We start from the raw sequence: 20862 nt of genomic DNA, 5'->3' as shown, positions 1-20862 counted from the left end.
AAACACACCGTGATTTTGTCTGACCTATCGATCAAGCGACCCACTTTTATTTCTATGATTACCTTTGGCTTAGTAATTTTTGGGTTACTTGCCTATAAAGAGCTGGGCGTGGATCTTTATCCTAAAATCGACTTTCCCATCATCACCATTATCTCATCTCTTCCCGGTGCCGACCCTGAAAGCATAGAAAAAACAGTAACCGAGGTTATCGAAGAAGGCGTCGCTACCCTTAACTCTATTAAGCATCTTCGTTCAACTAGCGCTGAAGGGGTATCCCAGATAGTGGTAGAATTCGATTTAGAAAAAAATATTGATATTGCCTATCAAGAAATACAAGCTAAGTTAGGGGCAATTAGAAAAGAGCTACCAAGCGATCTTCAAGAGATAGTGATAGGAAAATTTGATATTGATTCCGCTCCTATTATGGCTCTCCTTGTTTCTGGAGATTTACCTATTCAGCAATTATCTTACCTTGCAGATAAGAGCATAAAAGATAGGCTTCAACAAGTTTCCGGAGTAGGTCAAATTAAACTTATTGGTAAACAAGAACGTACCATTTGGATCTCCTTGGACCCTTATAAAATGGAAGGATTTTCTGTCACCGTGCAAGATATTTCTAATGCCCTTAAAGCCCAACATATTGAGCTGCCAGGCGGGCGTATATCTTCTTCTTCGCACGAATTGGCTGTTAAAACAAAGGCTGAGTGGGAAGAGATAAAAAATTTGAAGGATATTGTTGTTGCTTACCGCCATGGTTATCCTGTGACACTAGCTGATATAGGACATATTGAAGATGGGTGGGAAGAGCCAAGAACTTTAGCTAGATTAAATCATCAACAAGCTATTGCTCTTCTTATTACAAGGCAATCTGGCACAAATACAGTGAATGTAGCCCAAGCTCTTAAAAAAACTATTGAAGAGATCCGGCAAGAGCTAAGACCCCAAGGCATTAATGTAGAGATTGCGCAAGATCTGTCCATCTTTATTGAACATTCTATGGAAGATATTAATTTTCACCTAATATTTGGAGGCCTATTAGCAGTCATCATCGTTTTCTTATTCCTAAGAGACTTAAAGATTACAATGATTAGCGCTTTAGCAATTCCCATCAGCGTTATTTCAACTTTTATTCTTTTACGTATGGTAGGCTTTACACTAAACAATATGACCATGCTAGCTCTGTCTTTATCGATTGGAATTTTAATAGATGATGCTATCGTAGTCGTAGAAAATATCTATCGCCATTTAAAAAGGGGGAAATCTGCTAAAGAAGCTGCAGCGATAGGTACTCAAGAGATTGGATTAGCTGCTTTTGCTATTACAATGTCTATCGTTGCTGTATTTTTGCCTGTGGCCTTTATGAAAGGCATTATTGGCCGCTTTTTCTACCAATTTGGTATCACCGTAACCTTTGCTGTTTTAATTAGCCTTTTTGTTGCCTTCACGCTCACCCCCATGCTTGCTTCTCGTTTTCTTACCCTACACATATCTACAGGCAAGCTAGCATTAGGGATAGAAAGAGCACTTGATAGCTTAGACAGAGTTTATACAAACCTTTTATCGAAAGCTCTCAAGTACAGTAAGACCACTCTCCTGCTAGCCATTAGCTTACTTATAGGCACTCTATTTTTAGGAAAATACCTTCGCTCTGAATTTATTCCTTTAGAAGATCGCAGTGAGTTTTTTATAAAAGTCAACGTTCCTTTAGGTTCCTCATTAGCCGTGACGGATGAGGCCATAAGAAAAATCCTTCAAGATATTTCTCCGCAACCATGGGTTAAATATACTTTCACTACTATAGGAAGCGATAGTTTCAATAGAGTAAATGAAGGCACTGTATATGTCAAAATGACCGATAAAGAGAGCCGCTCTTTAAGCCAAGCAGAAGCGATGAAGTTTGCTCGTGAGAAATTGTCTTCTTTACCTCATATTATAACAAGTATAGAACCTGTTCCCGCTATAGCGGGGGGTGGTCGAAGAAATGCTGCCATTCAACTAGATATCAAAGGGGCAAACCTTGAAAAGATTGACCAGATTGCTAATCAGATCAAAAATCATTTAGAAGAAACTCCTGGTTATGTAGATGTAGACACATCCTATGAAAAAGGCAAACCTGAGATCGAAATTTCTATTAAGCGTGATGAAGCAACTGCTCTAGGGGTCCTACCTATCTTTATCGCCCAGGAAATTAAAGCTCTCGTTGGCGGCTTAGAGGTCAGCAAATTCCGTAGCAATGGAGAGCGTTATAATATCAGCTTGCGGCTAAATGAAGAATTCCGTAGCAAGCCTCAAGATATCCTCCAGCTTTCTGTAAAAAATAGTAAAGGAAATTTAATCAAACTAAGCAGCCTAGTCAATATTAAAGAAAAGCGCGGGCCTGTCCAGATTAATCGTTATAATCGGGCAAGATTTATTTCGGTTTTTAGTAACCTACAAGAAGGAAAAAAAGTTCTTGGTGAGGCCATTAACGAAATAAATAGTTTTATATCCCAGATAAAAATGCCTTTAGGCTACCGTACAAGTTTTTCAGGCGCTGCAGAATCGATGAAAGAATCTTTTCAGCATTTAATTTTGGCTTTGCTGCTGGCCGTAGTCATTACCTATATGGTTCTCGCTTCCCAATTTGAGAGTTTTGTACAACCCTTAGTTATCATGCTATCGCTTCCCTTCTCTATCATAGGAGCCTTAGGAATACTGCTCATAACGGATATGACCCTAAGCATCTTTACAATTATAGGCATTATCATGTTGCTAGGATTGGTAACAAAAAATGCCATTTTACTTGTTGACTATATCAACACTTTAAGAACACGCGATGGTATGGATAGAAGAGAAGCTATAATGCTAGCGGGTCCTACTCGTTTACGCCCTATTCTAATGACAACCTTGGCCATGATTTTTGGAATGCTACCTATTGCTTTTGGCCATGGGCCTGGCTCTGAATCTCAAGCTCCTATGGCGATGGCTATCATCGGCGGCCTTTCAACCTCTATGCTACTCACCCTGATTATAGTGCCCATCGCTTATTTGATTGCCGAGGATCTACCTGAAAAGACAAGCCAGCTTTTTAAGAAACTTTGTAAACGCAAAACTCGCTCAGCAAAAAGCTCTTAAACAAGGATCTATGTATACTTACTCCTTTAATACTACTTAGGAAAATAAAATCTACCTTACTCCCATATCTTATCTCTGCAGAAAGATTGATAAGCTGGTGTATGCTTTAAAAAAACCGCCATGGATTGATGTCTAGAACAACGTGAGTTAGCGGATAAGGAAATAGCTAAAAAAAAGGTTGTCTCATGATTTTAAAAATGTTTTTTCGAAAAAATTTTTAAGTATAGTAGTGACGTTGTGGCATAAATGTTAAGAAGCGTATGCAATATGAGTACTCTTTAATACATATGAGCTACAAAATATAGTTTGCAAAAACAAAATTATACTCAACCATCAAAAAAAGCTTGCTTACCACATACATAATCGGCCCGATTATAACAAAATTTTAAAGCAAAAAAGGAGGTATAAATTCATGCCGGATGTAGCTATTAAAGGATGGGAGAGAAAATAAAAGTACAGGAAAGAAGGGACTTTCAAAATCCCCCCCTTGAAGCTAGCTTATGCGCATGGATAATTAAAGCTGCTTATGATTTATCCATTTCACGCTCTTCTAATGATACCAAAGCTGCCAAAGAGTGTAAAAGCTGCTTGTGGGGATGGCCCTCATGATAAACAAGCTTTCTATTGATCATCTTATGGTCGGCTATAGGCTTTATTACCTATCCGATTTAAACCTTGTATCTTGCACATCCCCCCTACCTTTTCACTCTAAGGACCTGTTTATTCCCCTGTAGGAGATAATATGACCAGCAGGCTATCATCGGTTTTTGCTACGTTTTTAGGATCCCTAATTTGCTGCTTTACCATTTCTAATTTTTCCTCTAGCTCTTTTAGCTGGGCTTTCCAAGCATTAGCGTTTTCTTCCTCTGAAGAACTGTTTATCTTATTGTGAATTTCTATTATCTGCTGCTGTAAATCTCTTGCTTGTGTAACCACTTGATGTTGAGGGTCTGTGATAAACTTAATATAATTATTTAGACGCTGGGCAATTTTTTCGTTATCGACAGAGGTGTCTATTACCTCATCTTTTGTAAATTCCTTTAAATCCTCTGCTGTTGGCAAAGTAGGAGGATCTTTATCTAGCCAGGGCTGCCCCTCACTTTTTAACTCTTCTAAAGATTGGTCAAATTTCGAACTGAAGATAATGAGAGGGAGAATCACTTCTAGTTGCCTTTTTACCTCTGCTGCCCCCTCTTCAGGAGAAAGCCCTTCTAGGTTTCCTGCATAAATATTATCTGCAAGGCCATCGCTGGCTAAGATAACGACATCATCATGATTTACTTCTGCCGAAAAAGTTGAAATTTTCTCTAAATCACTTTTTTGCATTTCCCCTACTTGAAGGGCCCCTCCCGAATCTGCATGATCCATAGGATTCTGTTTAGTAATCGTGTTGAGCTGCTTTGCGGTGCCTTGAGCACGATTGACACTAACAGCTATTGTGTCCCCAATGGCCCCTCCATTGACTAGATAAATATCCCTACGATCAGGAATATCCGAAAAAGTTGCAAATACAGCTGTAGCTGCCTTTGCATAAGTATTATCATCTACCTTGACAGATTTTGAGGCGTTTACAAAAACTTCTTTCGTTAGCTCTTCTAATGCAGTTGGCTCAAGGTTTTTGTTAAAGCTGCCCTTTCTTATGAATGCTTCCATGCTTTTAGTAAAAGCTTGGGCCGCTTTCATTACATATTCACCTGAGGAAGAACCATCACAAACTATCCCGTAATTTTTTCCATCCACCTGCCCTGCAGCCCCTCTATCCATGTTTCTAAAAATTTGTTCAGTTGGGGAGCCTTTAATCTTATATTCATTAGCAGGAACTGTACTCTCATGATACATCGCCCGTGACTTACCTGAGGATAGCTTTAACCCTTGCGAGCCGTTATCCTCATTTGTTCCTATTTTTTTAAAATAAATGTCTTGTGTGTATTCTTGATCTTTTGCACTCAGGCTATTGAAAAAATTTTCATACGCCTGTTCAGCTTTAACGGTTATAGAAAATCCAAAAGTTTTACTAAAAAGATGTTGGATCTGTCTTAGAATTCCTCCTTTTTTGATTTCTTGGCGATGCTGCTCAATCGCTGTCTTTAAATCAGCTAAAATTTTTGGATGCTTCTCTTTATCTTCGGTACGGATAGAAAGATTAGCTCGATTAAGAACTTCTCTAAGCTTTTCACGATTAGGGTGTTGTTCTGATACTATTGTTCGGATTGCTGCCGTGTTAATAGGACTTCTTTGATCCGTAGCTTTTGGTGTTACTTCTATATTTTTTTGCAACTGACTAGTTCTTACTATCACTTGAGGATGGGTAAGAGAAGTGCCGGGAATTGCTTGAGGATTAGAAGAGGAGCTTTTCTGAACCTCTTGTTGATTATAGAGACGATTGGTTTGCCAATTATTATGGATAGGGGATTTTTCTTTATTGAAGATATTCATATTCTCCTCCTAAATGCTATCACTTAATCATCTTATAAATAAAATTTTTTAATAATTATGCAATAACCATGCCATCCCTTAATAATTCTATTAACCAGGAAGAAGCTTAAGTAGAAAAGCCTGGTAAAAATCTTCTGATTTCATTTTTTTATTATTTGAAGGAAGTTTACTAGCATATTTTTGTCTGATTATTTAGGATGAATTTTATAACTAATACTTGCGAGGTTTGCTGTGCTTGAAATAGCTGATATTGAAAGATTTCTTGGAGCTGAAGCTGATTCTTTACTCCACTACCAATGTAAAAAAGTTTCCAAAGAGGCACTTCATTTGCCTGGGCCAGAGTGGCTAAGTAAAATTCATGGTGTTAGTGATCGTCCCATACGCGTGCTTGCTAGCCTTCAAGCGCTCTTTAATCATGGGCGCTTAGGGGGGACAGGATATCTTTCTATCCTTCCTGTTGATCAGGGTATCGAACATTCAGCAGGCGCTACTTTTGCTCCTAACCCTATCTATTTTGACCCGCAAAATATTATGAAATTAGCTTTAGAAAGTGGCTGTAATGCAGTAGCCTCCACCTTAGAAACATTAGGGCTTGTCGCACGAAAATATGCACATCGCCTTCCTTTTATAGCAAAAATCAATCATAATGAGCTTCTTAGCTATCCTAACCGATATGACCAAATTCTTTTCGGAAATGTTAAGCAAGCCTGGAATATGGGAGCAATGGCTGTAGGTGCCACCATTTATTTTGGTGCCCCAGAAAGTCATCGTCAGATTAAGGAAATTAGCGAGGCTTTTTCACAGGCGCATGAGCTAGGAATGGCTACCATTCTTTGGTGTTATCTACGTAACCCAGCTTTTAAAGTTGATGGTGTAGATTACCATGAGAGTGCTGACCTCACAGGCCAGGCCAATCATCTAGGAGCAACCATTGGAGCAGATATTGTAAAACAAAAACTACCTCTTAATAATGGTGGCTATAAAGCTCTAAATAAAGATAAGAAAGGCAGCTACGGTAAATATGCTGAAGCTATGTATACAGACCTTTGTACTGACCACCCTATCGATCTTTGCCGTTATCAAGTATTAAATGGCTATAGTGGTCGCGTGGGGCTTATCAATTCAGGAGGAGCTTCTCTAGGGCAAAAAAACTTGGAAGAGGCGGTTCGTACAGCTGTCATTAACAAAAGAGCCGGAGGGATGGGCCTAATCAGTGGACGTAAAACTTTTCAATGCCCTCTTGACGAAGGCATAAAAATCTTCCATGCCATACAAGATGTCTATCTAAACGAAGCTATTACTATTGCCTAGCAAAAAGTTTAAAAAAGATCATAAAAAATTTAAGTTATCAAAAAGACTAAAAGATAAAAAGATATTCAATAGTTTGCACCCTCATAAACTTTAAGGAGATAAGCACCAAAGAAGATTAGAAAAAGATTGTATGAGCTAAATTTGCGCTAGGAAAAATTTTTCAGCGATTTGGCTTTCAATAAACACTACTTATTGCTGGAAGTCTATTGCTTTTTATGCATGGACTTCTCCAACATTTTCTGATAGGCAAGTAGATTAGTAGAACCTAATTTGATTACAAATGTCTGAGTTTTTTCAGCTTTTTATCCGCTCTTTAAGTAAATCTACATGATAAATAAAGAGCTTTTAAGAGGAAAAAAGCCTTTATTATATAGTCTGGTGCGGTAAAAAAATTATGCCCACCCTTTTGATCTCCTTACTCATCTCCTCTTTACTTTGCAATCTAGTTTTTAAAATCCATCACGCATAAAAAACTAGCCAAAAGCTTAAAAAACTACATTTCTCTCAAAAGCTTAAAGGTTGGATCTATATCTAGTTTTATCGACCCTCGATGCTTGAGCTCATTAGCAAGAAGAGCTGTAGCCTAATAAAATTATTAGTGAATTGCCTTCAAAGAGTAAAAGAATTTAGAGTTAGAATATGTGATTAAATGCCTATTAACGCAACTTCTCGATCTAATTTATCTACTTTTATAATCATTAAGTTTTTACGCATTAAGAGCTTAAGTATTTAATCTTGCACAATTGAACTTTAAAATGCAAAATGCAGTTTTATGGAGAGAATGGAGAGGGTATGAAGCTTGCGCAGATAGCATGGATAGCTTTTTTCTGGATGGGTGTAGTATGGAGTGAAGTGAATGTCAGCGATGCATCGAAGATGAATTTTTTGGCCGAGCCTCAAAAACTTACCCTTCCTTATGGGTTACCTGAAATTCCTTGGCCTAAAGATAATCCATACCATGCAAAAAAAGCAGAGTTAGGACGGCTTTTATATTTTGATACTAGGCTCTCTTCAGATGGAACTGTTTCCTGTGCAAGCTGCCATGCGCCCTCTGAAGGTTTTTCAGACCGCAGACCTGTATCCATAGGAATTAAAGGACGGTACGGCAGCCGCCACTCCATGACCATTATCAATTCAGCCTATCAACCTTTACTATTTTGGGACGGTAGAGCTAAAACGCTTGAAGAACAAAGTAAAGGGCCTATTGCCAATCCTAAAGAAATGACTTTAGCAGATAACCCTCATGAGGCCCATTGGCAATGTCAAGAACGTGTAAAAAACATTGCAGGCTATCGACTTCTGTTTAAAGAAGTTTTCAACAATGAAGAGTGTACAATAGATGATATTGCCAAAGCCCTCTCAACATTTGAACGAACCCTCTTATCGGGGAATTCGCCTTATGATCGCTACATTAAAGGCGACAAATCAGCTATGAGTGCTGAGCAAGCACATGGTTATCAAGTATTTTTATCAAAAGGATGCATTGATTGTCATCATGGGGTTAATTTTAGCAGCGGAGATTTTGCTAATATTGGGATAGGGATGGCTTCTTCTAAGCCAGACTTAGGACGGTATGAAATAACAAAAAAAGATAAAGATTGGGGAGCTTTTAAAGTGCCTATCCTCAGAGAAATAGTTAGTAATCATCCTTATATGCACGATGGAAGCCTTAAGACCCTAGAGGAAGTGATTGAGTATTATGATAAAGGAGGCACGCCTAATCCTAATCTGCATCCTTTGATGAAGCCTTTGCAGCTTAAAGAAGAAGAAAAGAAAGCTCTCCTTAGTTTCTTAAAAGCCCTCGATGGTGAAGGTTGGCAACACATTCAAGCGCCTTCGACTTTTCCTGAATAGTAATGTTTCTAGGAGCCTGCTTTGAGAAGTTCAGTAAGGCAAAAATATTGAAGAAATTTAGTTGATTTATTCGGTCCTCTAATAATAAAAAATGATTAAAAAGGTTATAAGCATGAGCAAGCCAAAAGTTGTAATTGTGGGAGGAGGATTTGGTGGCCTTAATGCTGCTAAAGCTTTAAAAAAAGCAGCAGTAGATGTCTTACTACTTGATAAAACTAATCACCACCTTTTCCAACCCCTTTTATACCAAGTGGCCAGTGCTGCATTATCGCCAGCTAATATTGCTTCACCTATTCGTACCATCTTCTCTAAACAAGAGAATGTAACAGTGCTTTTAGCCAACATTACCGCCGTAGATAAAGAAAAAAAAATAGTAATAGCAGAGAATGGGGAAACTTACAATTATGATTATTTAATCCTTGCTCCAGGCTCTCAGCACACCTATTTTGGACATGCAGAATGGGAAGCATTTGCCCCTGGCTTAAAAACTTTGCAAGATGCCATAAGAATTAGAGAACGCATTCTTTTAAGCTTTGAAAGAGCCGAACGATGCACCAAACCTGAGGAAACCTTAAAATTTTTACAATTCGTAATTGTAGGTGCAGGTCCTACAGGGGTAGAAATGGCAGGAGCTATTGCTGAAATTGCTCATACCTCTTTAATCCATAATTTTCGTCATATTAACCCTGAGCATGCACGTGTTTATTTGATTGAAGGCTCTGAGCAAATACTCTCTAGCTTCCCTAAAGATTTAGCCGAAAAAGCAGCTATAGATTTAAGAAAGCTGGGAGTAGAAATAATTTTAAAAACCAGAGTAACTGAAATAACTTCTGAAGGAGTAAGAATAGGAGATAAGTTTATCGACAGCCGTAATGCCATTTGGGCGGCTGGTAATCAAACTTCTCCTTTATTGGATACATTAGAAGTCATGCAAGATCATACCGGACGAATACATGTCGCCAATGATTTATCCGTTCCTGGTTATCCCGAGATATTTGTGATTGGCGATGCTGCTCTTCTCTTAGATACAGCAGGTCTTCCCTTGCCGGGTATAGCTCCTGTTGCCATTCAACAAAGTCATTACGTGGCTAAGCTAATAAGAAAGAATATTTGCGGCAAACAGAGAAAACCTTTCAAGTACTTCGACAAAGGCATGATGGCAACCATTGGAAAAGCAAAAGCCGTAGCCGTAGTAGGAAAATTAAAAATCACAGGCTTTATTGCCTGGCTAGCATGGTGCTTTATCCATATCCATTTCCTTATCAGCTTCGCCAATCGATTAGTGGTCATGCTCAACTGGTTTTATCTATATTGCCGTAATCAGCGGTGCATACGGCTTATTACTCGTCCCCTAACTGATAAAGATGAACCGATCCGTTGATAGAAACTTTAAATTTTAAATAAAACTGCAGGAATAAATAGAAGCGCATTTATCTTTGTTTTAAAAACAATGGTGCCAGGAAAGTTTTGCTATCCTACAGGCCTACTAAAAAGCTTTCTTAAGCAGTAATTCTACAGCTGCTTTATGCCCTAGGATGCATTTCGGTATGCGGCTAGCTTTTTGCAAAAGCTGCCTATCAAAAACTTCATATTTTAAGAGCTTTTATATACAAAACTATAAAGCTTCCTCTCGTCTGACTAAAAGCATGGTGAAGAGAAAAAAAGTTAGAACTAGCAAAAAGACATCATATGGGAATGTCAGCTGCGCTAAAAACTTAATTTCAACATTCATGTATTCCTTCTTTCACGGCCTCACAGCATTCTTCAGTTAACTAAAAAATACCTGCCAAGCTCTACTCATTTTTTCTAAGGTGGCATGTCGGCCCAAGAGCTACATGATACAAGGGCAAGCTGGCATTTTATAAGCCACAACTTAATAAAAACCAGCATGCCTATTCCTTAGAATATCTAAGAAGCTCTTAAGAAGTAGAGCTAAGATCTCATATTTAAATTAGCTCAATCATTTGCCTTTTCCTTCTGCTACCCAGCTATTCTAAGAGAATCAGCTTGTTTTCATAACAAGCAATTTAAGATCTTTGAGATCGGTATTAATTTCAATGGTTGTAGGATGCTGAAGACCATATGTCACAATACTGCTACGTAGTGCTTCTTTTGTATATTCAAAAACTTTATTTATGTTTCCGAGGACTAGATAAAGCATTCTTAGATTATTGTAATCACTTATCACATTTGGATGATTTTCACCCTCTATCTCAAGATCAATCTTAAGTGCTTTCTCTGCACACTCTGCCGCTAACTGAAAATTTCCTTGCTGTTGGTAGATCGTTCCTAGGTTATTGTAATCGATTGCTACAGCGTTATGATTTTCACCATATAGTTCCAAATCAATTCTAAGCGCTTTCTTTGCATACTCTGCTGCTAGTTCTAACTTTTCTAGCTGCCTATAGATCGTTCCCAGGTTGCCGTAGCAGTTCGCTACATTCTCATCATAGTTTTCACCAAACAGCTCTTCATTAATCTTACAGGCTTCTTCAGCATGCTCAGCTGCCTGCTCTAAAAGCCCTTGATCTTGGAGGATTTGGGCTAAATTATCATAAGAAATAGCAATTTCACGATGCTTCTCTCCATAATACCTAAGTTTAATTTTAAGGTCTTTTTCAGCATATGTAGCGGCTTGCTCTAAATTTTCTTGTTCTTGGTAGGTCTTTATTAACTCTTTATAAATTATTACTAAACTTTCGTAATAAGTTCTTGCACTAGGTTGAAATTCACCATGTAGGTTGTAGTGGACCTCAAGGCCATTTCCAAGGTATTCAGCTGCTTGTACTAAATTCTTCTGTAATTCAAAATAGAGGCCCAAATGATAGTAATCTCTTTCAACATTTGGATTATTATCGCCCGAGATGTGTTTATCAATTTTAAGAGCTTTTTTACAATACTTAACAGCTTGCTTTAAGTTTTCTTGTTCTTTGTAGATTGTTGCTAGGTTATTATAGCCTAAAGCTACGTTAGGATGATCTTCTCCATTTAGCTTACGATGGAGCACTAAAGCTTTCATGTAGTGCTCAGCTGCTTGTCCTAAATTTTCTTGCTCCTGCCAAATCTTTCCTAGATTATTATAATTCATTGCCACAGACGGATGAATTTCTCCATATAGCTTAAAGTTAATTTCTAAAGCTTTTTTCACTAGCTTGATTGCTGTCTCAAGATCTTTTTGCTCATGGCAGATCATTCCTAAATTTTCGTATTCGATTGCTACTTGCGGGTGATTTTCTCCATACAGCTTGATATCTATTTCTAACGCCTTTTTGATTAGGTGAGTAGCCTCTTCCAAATTACCTTGTTCTTGGTAGGCCATTCCCAGATTAGTATAATCCCTTGCCACGCTTGGATGATTCTCACCAAAACGTTTAAGGTCAATTGCTAGCGCTTTCTTAGCATACTCCGCTGCTTCCTCTAATTTTCCTTGATCTTGCAAGATCATTCCTAGGTTGTTGTAACCCCCGGCCACACTAAAATGATTCTCACCAAATAACTTAAGGCAAATATCAATTCCCTTATAAGTATACTCCGCAGCTTCCTTTAAATTACCTTTTTCATGGTGGATTAATCCTAGATTGTAATAGCTTCTTACTAGATTAGCAGTGTGATAATAGTAATCCGTTAAGTTAAGACAATTTTTATTCAAACAATCATGATTAATTTCGATTGCTTGGCTAACGTATGCAGCCGCCTTCTCTAAATTGCCTTGCTCATAGTAAAGGGTTCCTAACGCATTTAATGCTTGAGGATTTTCCGGATCTTCTTGTATTGCTTTATTATACCACTTTAAGGCTTCCTTATACTGAAAAAACCTTAAAGCTATATTTCCTTGGGTCTGAGATGAGTTATCATCTAATGTGGAAGATTTAAGCTCTTCTTCCCTACCAGCTAAAAATTCATGCATAGCTTGATAAAAAGGAATGAAAACGCGATAAATTTTTTTTAGGTCTTCTAATGCATGAGAATCTAAAGCAAATTGCTTTTGAATAAGCTCTGGTTTATCGAAGCCACAAGATTTAATGAGAGGATTCATCATCTCTTGCTGGGCTTGATAATGAGAGTAAGTTTTAAGTCGCATAAATAGCGCGATACTCATCCAATCCTTTAACTTTTCAGCTGCGCTATCCGTTATAATCCCTTGCTTGTTTAGCTGTTCGATCCTACCAAAAGTATCAGAGGCTACTATTTTTTTAAGAAGAGCTAGTCGGTCCAAGGCTAGATGAGGAAACCGATACAAATCATTTTTAACTTTAAAAAGCATGCCTTGTTTTTCTAAATGGCCCATACCTGGGTCAAAAGATATCATATCCTCTTTAACTAAATGAACCTTAGCTAAGTATTGACGAAGATTACGGCCTTGTTGGTAAGGCGCATTGAGCTTTTCTTGAATTTTTTGCTTATATTGAGCAGTTAATTCAAGATTGCCTAACAGATGTGTAAAGTTCAGAAGCTCCATGGGAAGATGAGGCTCTTTGTCATGCCACCATTTACCCTGTTCATCCTGCGCGATATATTGAGCCATCTTCTCAGGAGTTTGAATAAGCTTAAATGTTTGGCGATTGCCAAAGGGAGTTTTACAACCTTTTCCTTTCGCTCCTTCACCATCAAAAGCAAAACCTCTAGGAGTGACACTATCAAAAAAGCCAGCCTTTATCATACAGGGAATATTCAAAGCAGGAAGAATCGTCTCTCCTAAGTTAATAACCCTCAGGTGAATTAGATTGGTCAGGCGCTTAAAGTACTCTCTATTGTCTTCACTATCCTCCTGGATAAGAATACCAAATTCTAAATCGGAATAAGGAGTCATTTCTTCTCTAGCCAGGGAACCAAAGCCTATCATAGCATATTCGCAGGGAGCAGCTCCTAAAGTATCAATACTCTGTTCGACCAAAATTTTAAAGAAATCTTTCATCCCTTGAGCAATTTTCTTGTAAAGATCTCTTACTTCCTCAGATGAGGGATTTGAGCCAAGAGCTTGAATTTTTTTCCCTATTTCCTCTCTAAGCTTTTTTAATACTTGGCGATTAGCTTCAAATTGCTTCCTCATTTGCTCAAGGCTTATAGGTTTTCCATTGCATAGTTCAGTAAGTAGGCTTTGAACATTAAAAAGCTTTTTTTTAATTATTTCCTGTCTATCTTCTGAAAATAGTTGTAAAGCGTAATTGTAAAGACCCGCAGCTTGAAGAAATGTCTCTGACGTTCTTTTTGCAGCATAAATATCGCCTAATTTTTCTATAAAAGAAGCTACTTTTATAAGTTCTTCCTTTTGAATAGCGCGTTTTAAAGCTTGCGTGTAAGCTTCTTCCTCATCTAAGAAACTGCCTTTAATTTGCTGTTTCCATTCTTTACATACTAACTTGGCTTGGCACAAATCTAGTAGTTCTAATTCTTTGAATATCTTTAAGGCAATTTCCGCATAGACTGAACTTATTCCTATATGATTAGGTGCTTTATCTTCTATCTGTTCAAATGTAGGAAAAATATAAGGGTATCCAAGAGAAATTTCTGAACTCATAAATTCATCCTTTTTAGCTAATTTTGAAGGTGCATCCTGGTATAACACGAAACTTGCAAATAGGAATACAAAATTTCCAGCTCTTGAGAGCTTAATGGGCTAAAAATTAATTAAAAGAAAAAAAATTTATTCTTGTATTCTATAAATCTTTAGAATTTATAAAACATTATGCCTTTCATTGAATAAGCTAGAGCTTGGGACTAACCAGAAAATAAAAATTTTCATGGGATTTTTAGAGAACATGGAAAAAAATTATATATAAAAATTTTTAAGATGATGCATTGCATCCTCCATAAAAGCATCTAAATGGTTAAATTGCGAAGTTAACATTTGTTGGCGATAGCTTGATAGCTGCGGGTTGGCTTTGTATAGAAAACTTAGTAATTGCTTCATCTTGTTAATTTTATTGCGAACGGGACTTGTTAAAGGTATTTCCGATAAGTAAGTTCTGAGATAAGTATCTAAAGAATTCCATGTGGGTAGAAAAGCCTTTCCTGAAAAATAAGCCCTTATTTGATGAAAGATAAAGGGGTTAATTACGCTTCCCCGCCCCACCATGAGGGCATCACAGTGGGTTGCTTTCAACATACGCACAGCATCTTCTACACACAAAATATCTCCATTACCCACCACAGGAATTTTCAAAATAGATTTGGCTTCTGCGATCAAATCCCACCGCGCAGGAGGTCCATATCCCTCTACTTTAGTGCGAGGATGTAAAGTAATAAAACACGCCCCACTTTCTTGTGCGGCAAGTAAATTTTCTTTAAAAAGAGAAGTGTCTTCATATCCTGAACGCATTTTAACCGTCACGGGAACCTTTACAGCTTTTACTAAAGCCCTTGCAACTTCATAAAGATGCCGAGGTTCTTTTAGTAGACTTGAACCTGCACCTCTGCCTGTCACTTTATTAGAAGGGCACCCACAGTTTAAATCTATGCGAGGTGCTCCCCTGCGAGCTATCTCTAGCGCCATTTCTGCCATTAAGTTAGGCTCTGATCCCATCAATTGAGCTGCTAAAGGAATAGGAGAGATTTCATGAGAGTCATAAACTTTAGCTAAGCTTGGCGTATGAGCATTGCTCGGCACCCGAATAAATTCGGTAACACCCTCATCGAATCCCCCTATGGTCGCCATTGCTTTACGAAAGCAGCGGTCTCCTACTCCTTCCATGGGAGCAAGAAAAAGATAAGGACACCCAAAGGCGTCTTTGGAGAGTAAATGCATGATGGTTGATGCCTTTAGCTTGCTTAATTGCAGAGTCTATATTTTTTAGATATCAAAGCTTAAGCGTTAGGCTTATTTATCTATAGTTAGTAAGATTTTTTCTTATATTTAATAATTTTTCTAAGCATTAAACGAGTGACTGCAACCTAATTTTCAAGGAACAAGGCCAAAAGCAATAAAAAAGATTCTCGTAATCACAGGCAAATAAACCTGCTACCTAGAATTAAAAGTAGGGATTAAAAATGCACATTTGGTAGTAAAATTTCTAGAGAATTTACAAGAAAGATGCCTAGCTATGAAAAGCAGGTAAGATTTATTCCTACCAACACGTAAACTTTATGAATATTTCTCCTTAATTAAACCCAAAGTTTAGTGCTCTAATGAAAAAAATTTAAGAGTAAAAAAGAGATCTTGCTTGCTGAAGAACGGCATGATGCCGCTCTTCTATTCATCAATTATTTTTCTTCTTCATCCTCTTCAATATCTTCTAATTCATCCTCATCTAATTCCTCAAAGTCTGCTTCTCCGAATAAAGAATTAAATAAATTGATATAAGCCAAAAATTTTACATTGCTAGCAAGATCTTTTTTCTCTGGATTACTCTTACGTTTAACGATTTCTTCCTGGATCACTTTAATGACCTCTAGGATAACATCATCCTCATCTTCTCCAGCTTCTTCAGTAATTATCTCCTGCTTGAGTTCTTCTAAATCAGCTGAAAATTGGTCTAAATCCAACAAATTTAAAGATTCTATATCTGTAATCATAATTTTTAATCCTTTTGGGTTAAGGGGTAGAATAACATTATGACAGTATCGGCTTCATCTACGCAAGCAAGATTTTCATCTTAAAAGAAATTCCTTCTCCTAGTAATATAGGTTCCTTATAAATATTTTTGGAGACATCTTATGTCACATCCTCAGCACTCTAGCAAAGTAGTTTTTAAAGGTGCCAATTTCCTACCTCTTCTTATTGCTTGCACAGTGGGTGCATGCATAGGATTTGCTCCCTCGCCTGTAGGAGTTGAGCCTAAGGCTTGGCAGCTGTTAGCCATTTTTTCCGCTCTGATTGTAGGATTAATAGGAAAAGCACTGCCCATGGGAGCCATTTCTTTATTAGCTCTGACTACTCTTATCGTCACTCAAACTCTAACCTTGAAGGAAGCTTTAAGCGGTTTTTCCCATCCTATCATTTGGCTGGTTGTTGCTGCCTTCCTTATCTCCAAAAGTTTTATTAAAACAAAACTGGGCATGCGTTTAGCCTATCTATTGGTGGCTTTTTTAGGAAAAAAAACTTTAGGGTTAGGATATGGGGTAGCTTTTACCGAACTTATCTTGGCTCCTGCTATTCCTAGTAATACAGCACGGGCTGGAGGCATTATTTTTCCTATCGTCAGAGCGTTAGCTGTTAGCTTTGGAAGCTCACCTGAGCGTCATTCTCAACGCCTCATAGGAAGCTATCTTATCCTTACCGCCTACTATTGCAATTTAATTACTAGCACCATGTTTATCACAGCCATGGCAGCAAATCCTCTCATCGTAGCAGTACTGCTTAACCATCATATCCCCATTACCTGGGGCCAATGGGCCTTAGCCGCCAGCCTCCCAGGAGTATTAAGTTTAATTGCCATTCCCTATCTTGTGCATAAATTATATCCTCCAGAAATTAAAGAAACCCCTGAAGCTAAAGATTTAGCTATCAGGAATCTTCAGCAAATGGGTCCTATGTCAAAATATGAATGGATTACTTTAGTGGTGTTTTTCTTGTTAATTGTTTTATGGATTTGCGGAGAAGCCTATCTTAGCATAGATAGTACAACGGTGGCCTTCTTAGGAATATGCATTTTACTTTTAACAGGTGTACTTACTTGGGATGACATTAAGAGGGAACACGAGGCTTGGGATACACTGATTTGGTTTTCTACACTAGTGATGATAGCCACCTATTTAAATAACTTCGGATTAATTGGTTGGATGAGTAGCCACCTTCGTGCTATGATGACAAATACTTCCTGGTATTTAGCCTGGCCCATTTTGGTGCTCTCCTATTTTTATAGTCATTATCTTTTTGCTAGCAATACCGCTCACGTTAGCTCTATGTATGCGGCTTTTCTGACTGTCGGCCTTCATCTACATATTCCCCCTTATCTTATAGCTCTTTCACTTGCCTTCTCAAGCAGCTTGTTCGCCTGCCTTACCCATTATGGAACGGGCTCAGCACCTATTTTATTTGGATCTGAATATGTAAATCTTAAAACTTGGTGGAAAATGGGATTTGTAACGAGCTTTATCTTTTTGTTCATTTGGATAGGAATAGGATCTTTGTGGTGGAAAATTCTTCATCTATGGTAGGCACACTTACATTCACCTTACTTTGCTTCCTCCTTATTTGTTAAGGCGGGAAGCATAGTGATTGGTAATTGCAAGAAAAGGCCTACTTAAAAACGTTCGACACGCACATGGCAATAAGGCTCTTTACCCGCTTTATCATAGTAATCTTGATGATATTCTTCTGCAGGATAAAAAAAGCTTGCTGGCAAAAGGCGGGTAGCTACTTTAATCCCCTTCTGTTCCAATTTTATCACCAAATTTTCGGCTATCTTCTTTTGAGCCTCCGAGAGATAAAAGATTGCCGAGCGATATTGTTCACCCTTATCAGGTCCCTGACGATTGTGCTGTGAGGGATCATGAATTTCGAAAAATAATTTAGCCAATGTTTCATAAGCCACAATTTCAGGATCAAATATGATTTCCACGCTTTCTGCGTGGCCACTCATTCCCGTACAGACCTCTTGATAGGTTGGATGCACTGTTGAGCCTCCTATGTAACCTACGGTTGTACTAATTACCCCTTCAACTTTTTTAAATAGATGCTCAACACCCCAGAAACAACCGGCAGCAAAAACAGCTCTGGCATGGCCCTCTTGAGTAAATGCAGGGTTAAATGTTAGCGATGTTGAATTTACACAATGGCGCTGATTCTTTCTGGTCAGCCTTTCTCCAATAAAAAGATGTCCTAGATGCCCACCGCAGCGTCGACAAAGAATTTCTATACGCTCCCCATCTGCGTCGAGCTTGCGCTCCACAGCACCCTTAATTTCATCATCAAAACTAGGCCATCCGCATTGAGAAGGAAATTTATCGGAGGACATATATAAAGGAGCATCACAATAACGGCATAGATAAATGCCTCCTTCAGCAAAGTGGTAGTATTTACCCGTGCCAGGCTTTTCAGTCCCTTTTTTTAAAATGATAGATTCCTCGTAAGGATCTAAGGCATGATATCTTTCCATATAAACCCTAATGTAAGAATGTTAATAGCTCAGAGACAGAATTAAATAGTATTTCAGGTGTTTTTCTGAGTGAGGTTAGATCTATACAGCTTTCTTTCCTTATGCAGCATTAATCAAAAAATATGGGGAAAATTCTTACTACTATTTGCTTATCTATTTAAGTTCTCCTCAAAAAAAACCTCTCTTGTTATTCTTCCCTTTCTCCTATCTATGCAAGAGATCATTATAATATTTAAGAGCAAAAAGCCTCAAGTCATCATCCATTTAAGTTTACAATCATTCTATCATTAAACTGTTAGACCCCGCTTCATCCTTATGCTTTTATTTAAGATGCTTACTACATTTTTCACTCATCTACCTTTTTCCTTAAGCACTTTGATAGACAAAGGGGGCCTTGCAATTAGAAAAGCTGGATTAACGAAAGGCATTTAAAGCAAAAAGCAGCATACATGAAAGTTTTCGATCCACTGGCAAGACATAAACCACCCAAATGTTTTACCAAGGCTAGCCATAATTTCCTGCTAGGTGGCCTTATGTCCCTTAATTTTTTTGCACCTATATTGATATTAATTATTTTAATATTATATAGTAAAATTAATCAGGAGGGAAAATTATGGGTGCTCCTATCAATAATAGTTTCCGAGATCTTTATGAAGATGGCAATCTCATCGTTAGTAATAATCCTTTTGCCTCTACTCCCAAACCTTTTGATATAAATGCTACCGAGCGAGCAGAAAAAGCAAAAAAAGATTTAAAAAAAAATCGAGAAGGCAAAAAAGATAAAAATGAAAAGGATAGTGAGGAAGATAAGCCTTTACCACGTCCTATGGGTCTTTAAGGTACCCTTTAAGATGCTAGGCATCATTCATTGAGAACTCCTAATTCTTTATAATGCTGTTTATTTTTTGGTCCTCTCAAGGCTGTTTACCTATTTAAGGAGCTTTACAATTTTTAATGTAAGAGGCTCTATCCATTCATTTTGCAGGGAAACTGCATGAAGATTTAAGTTGACAAAGCAAGGGGGATAATTATCATTCTTTTCCTTAAAAAGGAGGAATGAATGAATACTCATAAGCCCCATAGTGTTTTTGCTGTATTTAAGGGTCGGGAAGATCCAAGGAAGCAAAGAAACCAAATCTATAGTTTGTTTGATATTGTTACAATTAGCATTTTGGCGGTTTTATGCGGTGCAGATGATTGGGCAACAATCCATTTATAGGCATCTTGCAATTTACCTTGGCTGCAAGAGCGTGGAATTTGCTTAGCAGGCGTGCCATCACATGATACTTTAGGAAGATTTTTCCGCTATGTATCTGCATCGAATTTTGAAAGATGTTTTGTGCAATGGACCCAGAATATTGCTGGAGCCATTAAAGGAGTGATCGCTATAGATGGCAAAACCTTAAGAGGGTCGTGTGATGCAGCTCTTGAAGGAAAAGCAATTCACATGGTTAGTGCCTTTGCAGCAGAGAATAAGCTAATACTTGGCCAGCTTGCTACGGACACAAAATCAAACGAAATAACTGCCATTCCCTTGTTATTAAATATGCTTGATATCAAAGGAGCTACAGTTACCATAGATGCAGCTGGATGTCAAAAAGAGATAGCTAAACAGATTCGCCATCAAGGAGGCCATTACTTACTCGCACTGAAAGGTAATCAAGGGAATCTACATGCAGAAACCAAAAACTTTTTTGATCAAGCTATACAGGTAACACCTAAAGAAGCGAGTTGCGATTATTACTCGATTGAAGAAAAGAGCAGAGATCGTTTTGAGAAGCGAGAAGTTTGGTGTACGCATGAATTAGATTGGCTGCCCCAGAAAGAAGAATGGGTAGATCTGAATGCGCTAGTCTGCATGAGAAGCACTAGGCGCATTAAAGATAAGACATCTATAGAGGCTAGATACTATATTGCTAGTGAAAAAGCTAGCGCTGAAAAGCATGGACTAGGCATACGCTTGCATTGGGGTATCGAAAGTGCGCCGCAGGCGCACAAAGAAGTTCAGGAAGAACTAAAACTTTGTGCTTAAGCTGTACAAATGATGGAGAAGGCCCTCCGAAGTCGGTTTTCAGGAACGGGCTTCAAACCACCTTAAGCTGCTGTTATT

13 protein-coding genes are annotated in these 20862 nt (G+C 38.0%); 8 read left to right on the top strand and 5 right to left on the bottom strand.

The window, feature by feature from the left end; translation table 11 throughout:
- The first annotated feature begins 9 nt into the window (after window positions 1-9).
- On the top strand, window positions 10-3114 hold the full coding sequence (locus NEOC84_RS04230) for an efflux RND transporter permease subunit (RefSeq protein ID WP_166155639.1): 3105 nt from the start codon (window positions 10-12) through the stop codon (window positions 3112-3114).
- Between the two features lie 720 nt (window positions 3115-3834).
- Here NEOC84_RS04230 and NEOC84_RS04225 read toward each other — a convergent pair.
- The gene (locus NEOC84_RS04225) at window positions 3835-5550 is read right to left on the bottom strand and encodes a protein phosphatase 2C domain-containing protein (RefSeq protein ID WP_166155636.1); all 1716 of its coding nucleotides are present in this window, start codon (window positions 5548-5550) and stop codon (window positions 3835-3837) included.
- 231 nt (window positions 5551-5781) lie between these two features.
- On the opposite strand from NEOC84_RS04225, the gene NEOC84_RS04220 reads away from it, so the two are divergent.
- The 3 genes from NEOC84_RS04220 to NEOC84_RS04210 all read left to right on the top strand — a co-directional run bounded on the left by NEOC84_RS04220 (window position 5782) and on the right by NEOC84_RS04210 (window position 10096).
- On the top strand, window positions 5782-6861 hold the full coding sequence (locus NEOC84_RS04220; RefSeq protein ID WP_166155633.1) for a class I fructose-bisphosphate aldolase: 1080 nt from the start codon (window positions 5782-5784) through the stop codon (window positions 6859-6861).
- Between the two features lie 792 nt (window positions 6862-7653).
- Window positions 7654-8715 carry a cytochrome c peroxidase gene (locus NEOC84_RS04215; RefSeq protein ID WP_166155630.1) on the top strand — a complete coding sequence of 354 codons (1062 nt, stop codon included), beginning with the start codon at window positions 7654-7656 and terminating at the stop codon, window positions 8713-8715.
- 112 nt (window positions 8716-8827) lie between these two features.
- Window positions 8828-10096: an NAD(P)/FAD-dependent oxidoreductase gene (locus tag NEOC84_RS04210; RefSeq protein ID WP_166155627.1), complete on the top strand. Its 1269-nt coding sequence runs from the start codon at window positions 8828-8830 to the stop codon at window positions 10094-10096.
- Window positions 10097-10717: 621 nt separating this feature from the next.
- Here NEOC84_RS04210 and NEOC84_RS04205 read toward each other — a convergent pair.
- From NEOC84_RS04205 to NEOC84_RS04195, 3 genes are all read right to left on the bottom strand, one after another.
- Window positions 10718-14233: a tetratricopeptide repeat protein gene (locus NEOC84_RS04205; RefSeq protein WP_166155624.1), complete on the bottom strand. Its 3516-nt coding sequence runs from the start codon at window positions 14231-14233 to the stop codon at window positions 10718-10720.
- A 252-nt stretch (window positions 14234-14485) separates the two neighbouring features.
- Window positions 14486-15460 carry a tRNA-dihydrouridine synthase family protein gene (locus tag NEOC84_RS04200; RefSeq protein ID WP_166155621.1) on the bottom strand — a complete coding sequence of 325 codons (975 nt, stop codon included), beginning with the start codon at window positions 15458-15460 and terminating at the stop codon, window positions 14486-14488.
- Window positions 15461-15915: 455 nt separating this feature from the next.
- On the bottom strand, window positions 15916-16227 hold the full coding sequence (locus tag NEOC84_RS04195; protein WP_166155618.1) for a hypothetical protein: 312 nt from the start codon (window positions 16225-16227) through the stop codon (window positions 15916-15918).
- Window positions 16228-16368: 141 nt separating this feature from the next.
- Here NEOC84_RS04195 and NEOC84_RS04190 point away from each other — a divergent pair, with 141 nt between their 5' ends.
- Window positions 16369-17811: an anion permease gene (locus tag NEOC84_RS04190; RefSeq protein WP_166155615.1), complete on the top strand. Its 1443-nt coding sequence runs from the start codon at window positions 16369-16371 to the stop codon at window positions 17809-17811.
- A gap of 86 nt (window positions 17812-17897) precedes the next feature.
- Here NEOC84_RS04190 and NEOC84_RS04185 read toward each other — a convergent pair whose 3' ends face one another.
- Window positions 17898-18752, bottom strand: coding sequence for a bifunctional methionine sulfoxide reductase B/A protein (locus NEOC84_RS04185; protein WP_166155612.1), 855 nt, complete (start codon window positions 18750-18752; stop codon window positions 17898-17900).
- Window positions 18753-19365: 613 nt separating this feature from the next.
- Here NEOC84_RS04185 and NEOC84_RS04180 point away from each other — a divergent pair.
- The 3 genes from NEOC84_RS04180 (at window position 19366) to NEOC84_RS04170 (ending at window position 20784) form a co-directional block, all read left to right on the top strand.
- Window positions 19366-19590: a hypothetical protein gene (locus NEOC84_RS04180; RefSeq protein ID WP_166155609.1), complete on the top strand. Its 225-nt coding sequence runs from the start codon at window positions 19366-19368 to the stop codon at window positions 19588-19590.
- Between the two features lie 222 nt (window positions 19591-19812).
- The gene (locus tag NEOC84_RS04175; RefSeq protein ID WP_166155606.1) at window positions 19813-19971 is read left to right on the top strand and encodes a transposase family protein; all 159 of its coding nucleotides are present in this window, start codon (window positions 19813-19815) and stop codon (window positions 19969-19971) included.
- A gap of 21 nt (window positions 19972-19992) precedes the next feature.
- Entirely contained in the window at window positions 19993-20784 is a 792-nt protein-coding gene (locus tag NEOC84_RS04170; protein WP_166155819.1) for an ISAs1 family transposase, read from the top strand.
- Window positions 20785-20862 lie beyond the last annotated feature (78 nt).

The organism is Neochlamydia sp. AcF84, from assembly GCF_011087585.1.
Taxonomy (GTDB): domain Bacteria; phylum Chlamydiota; class Chlamydiia; order Chlamydiales; family Parachlamydiaceae; genus Neochlamydia.
This window is presented reverse-complemented; position numbering and strand designations above follow the sequence as displayed.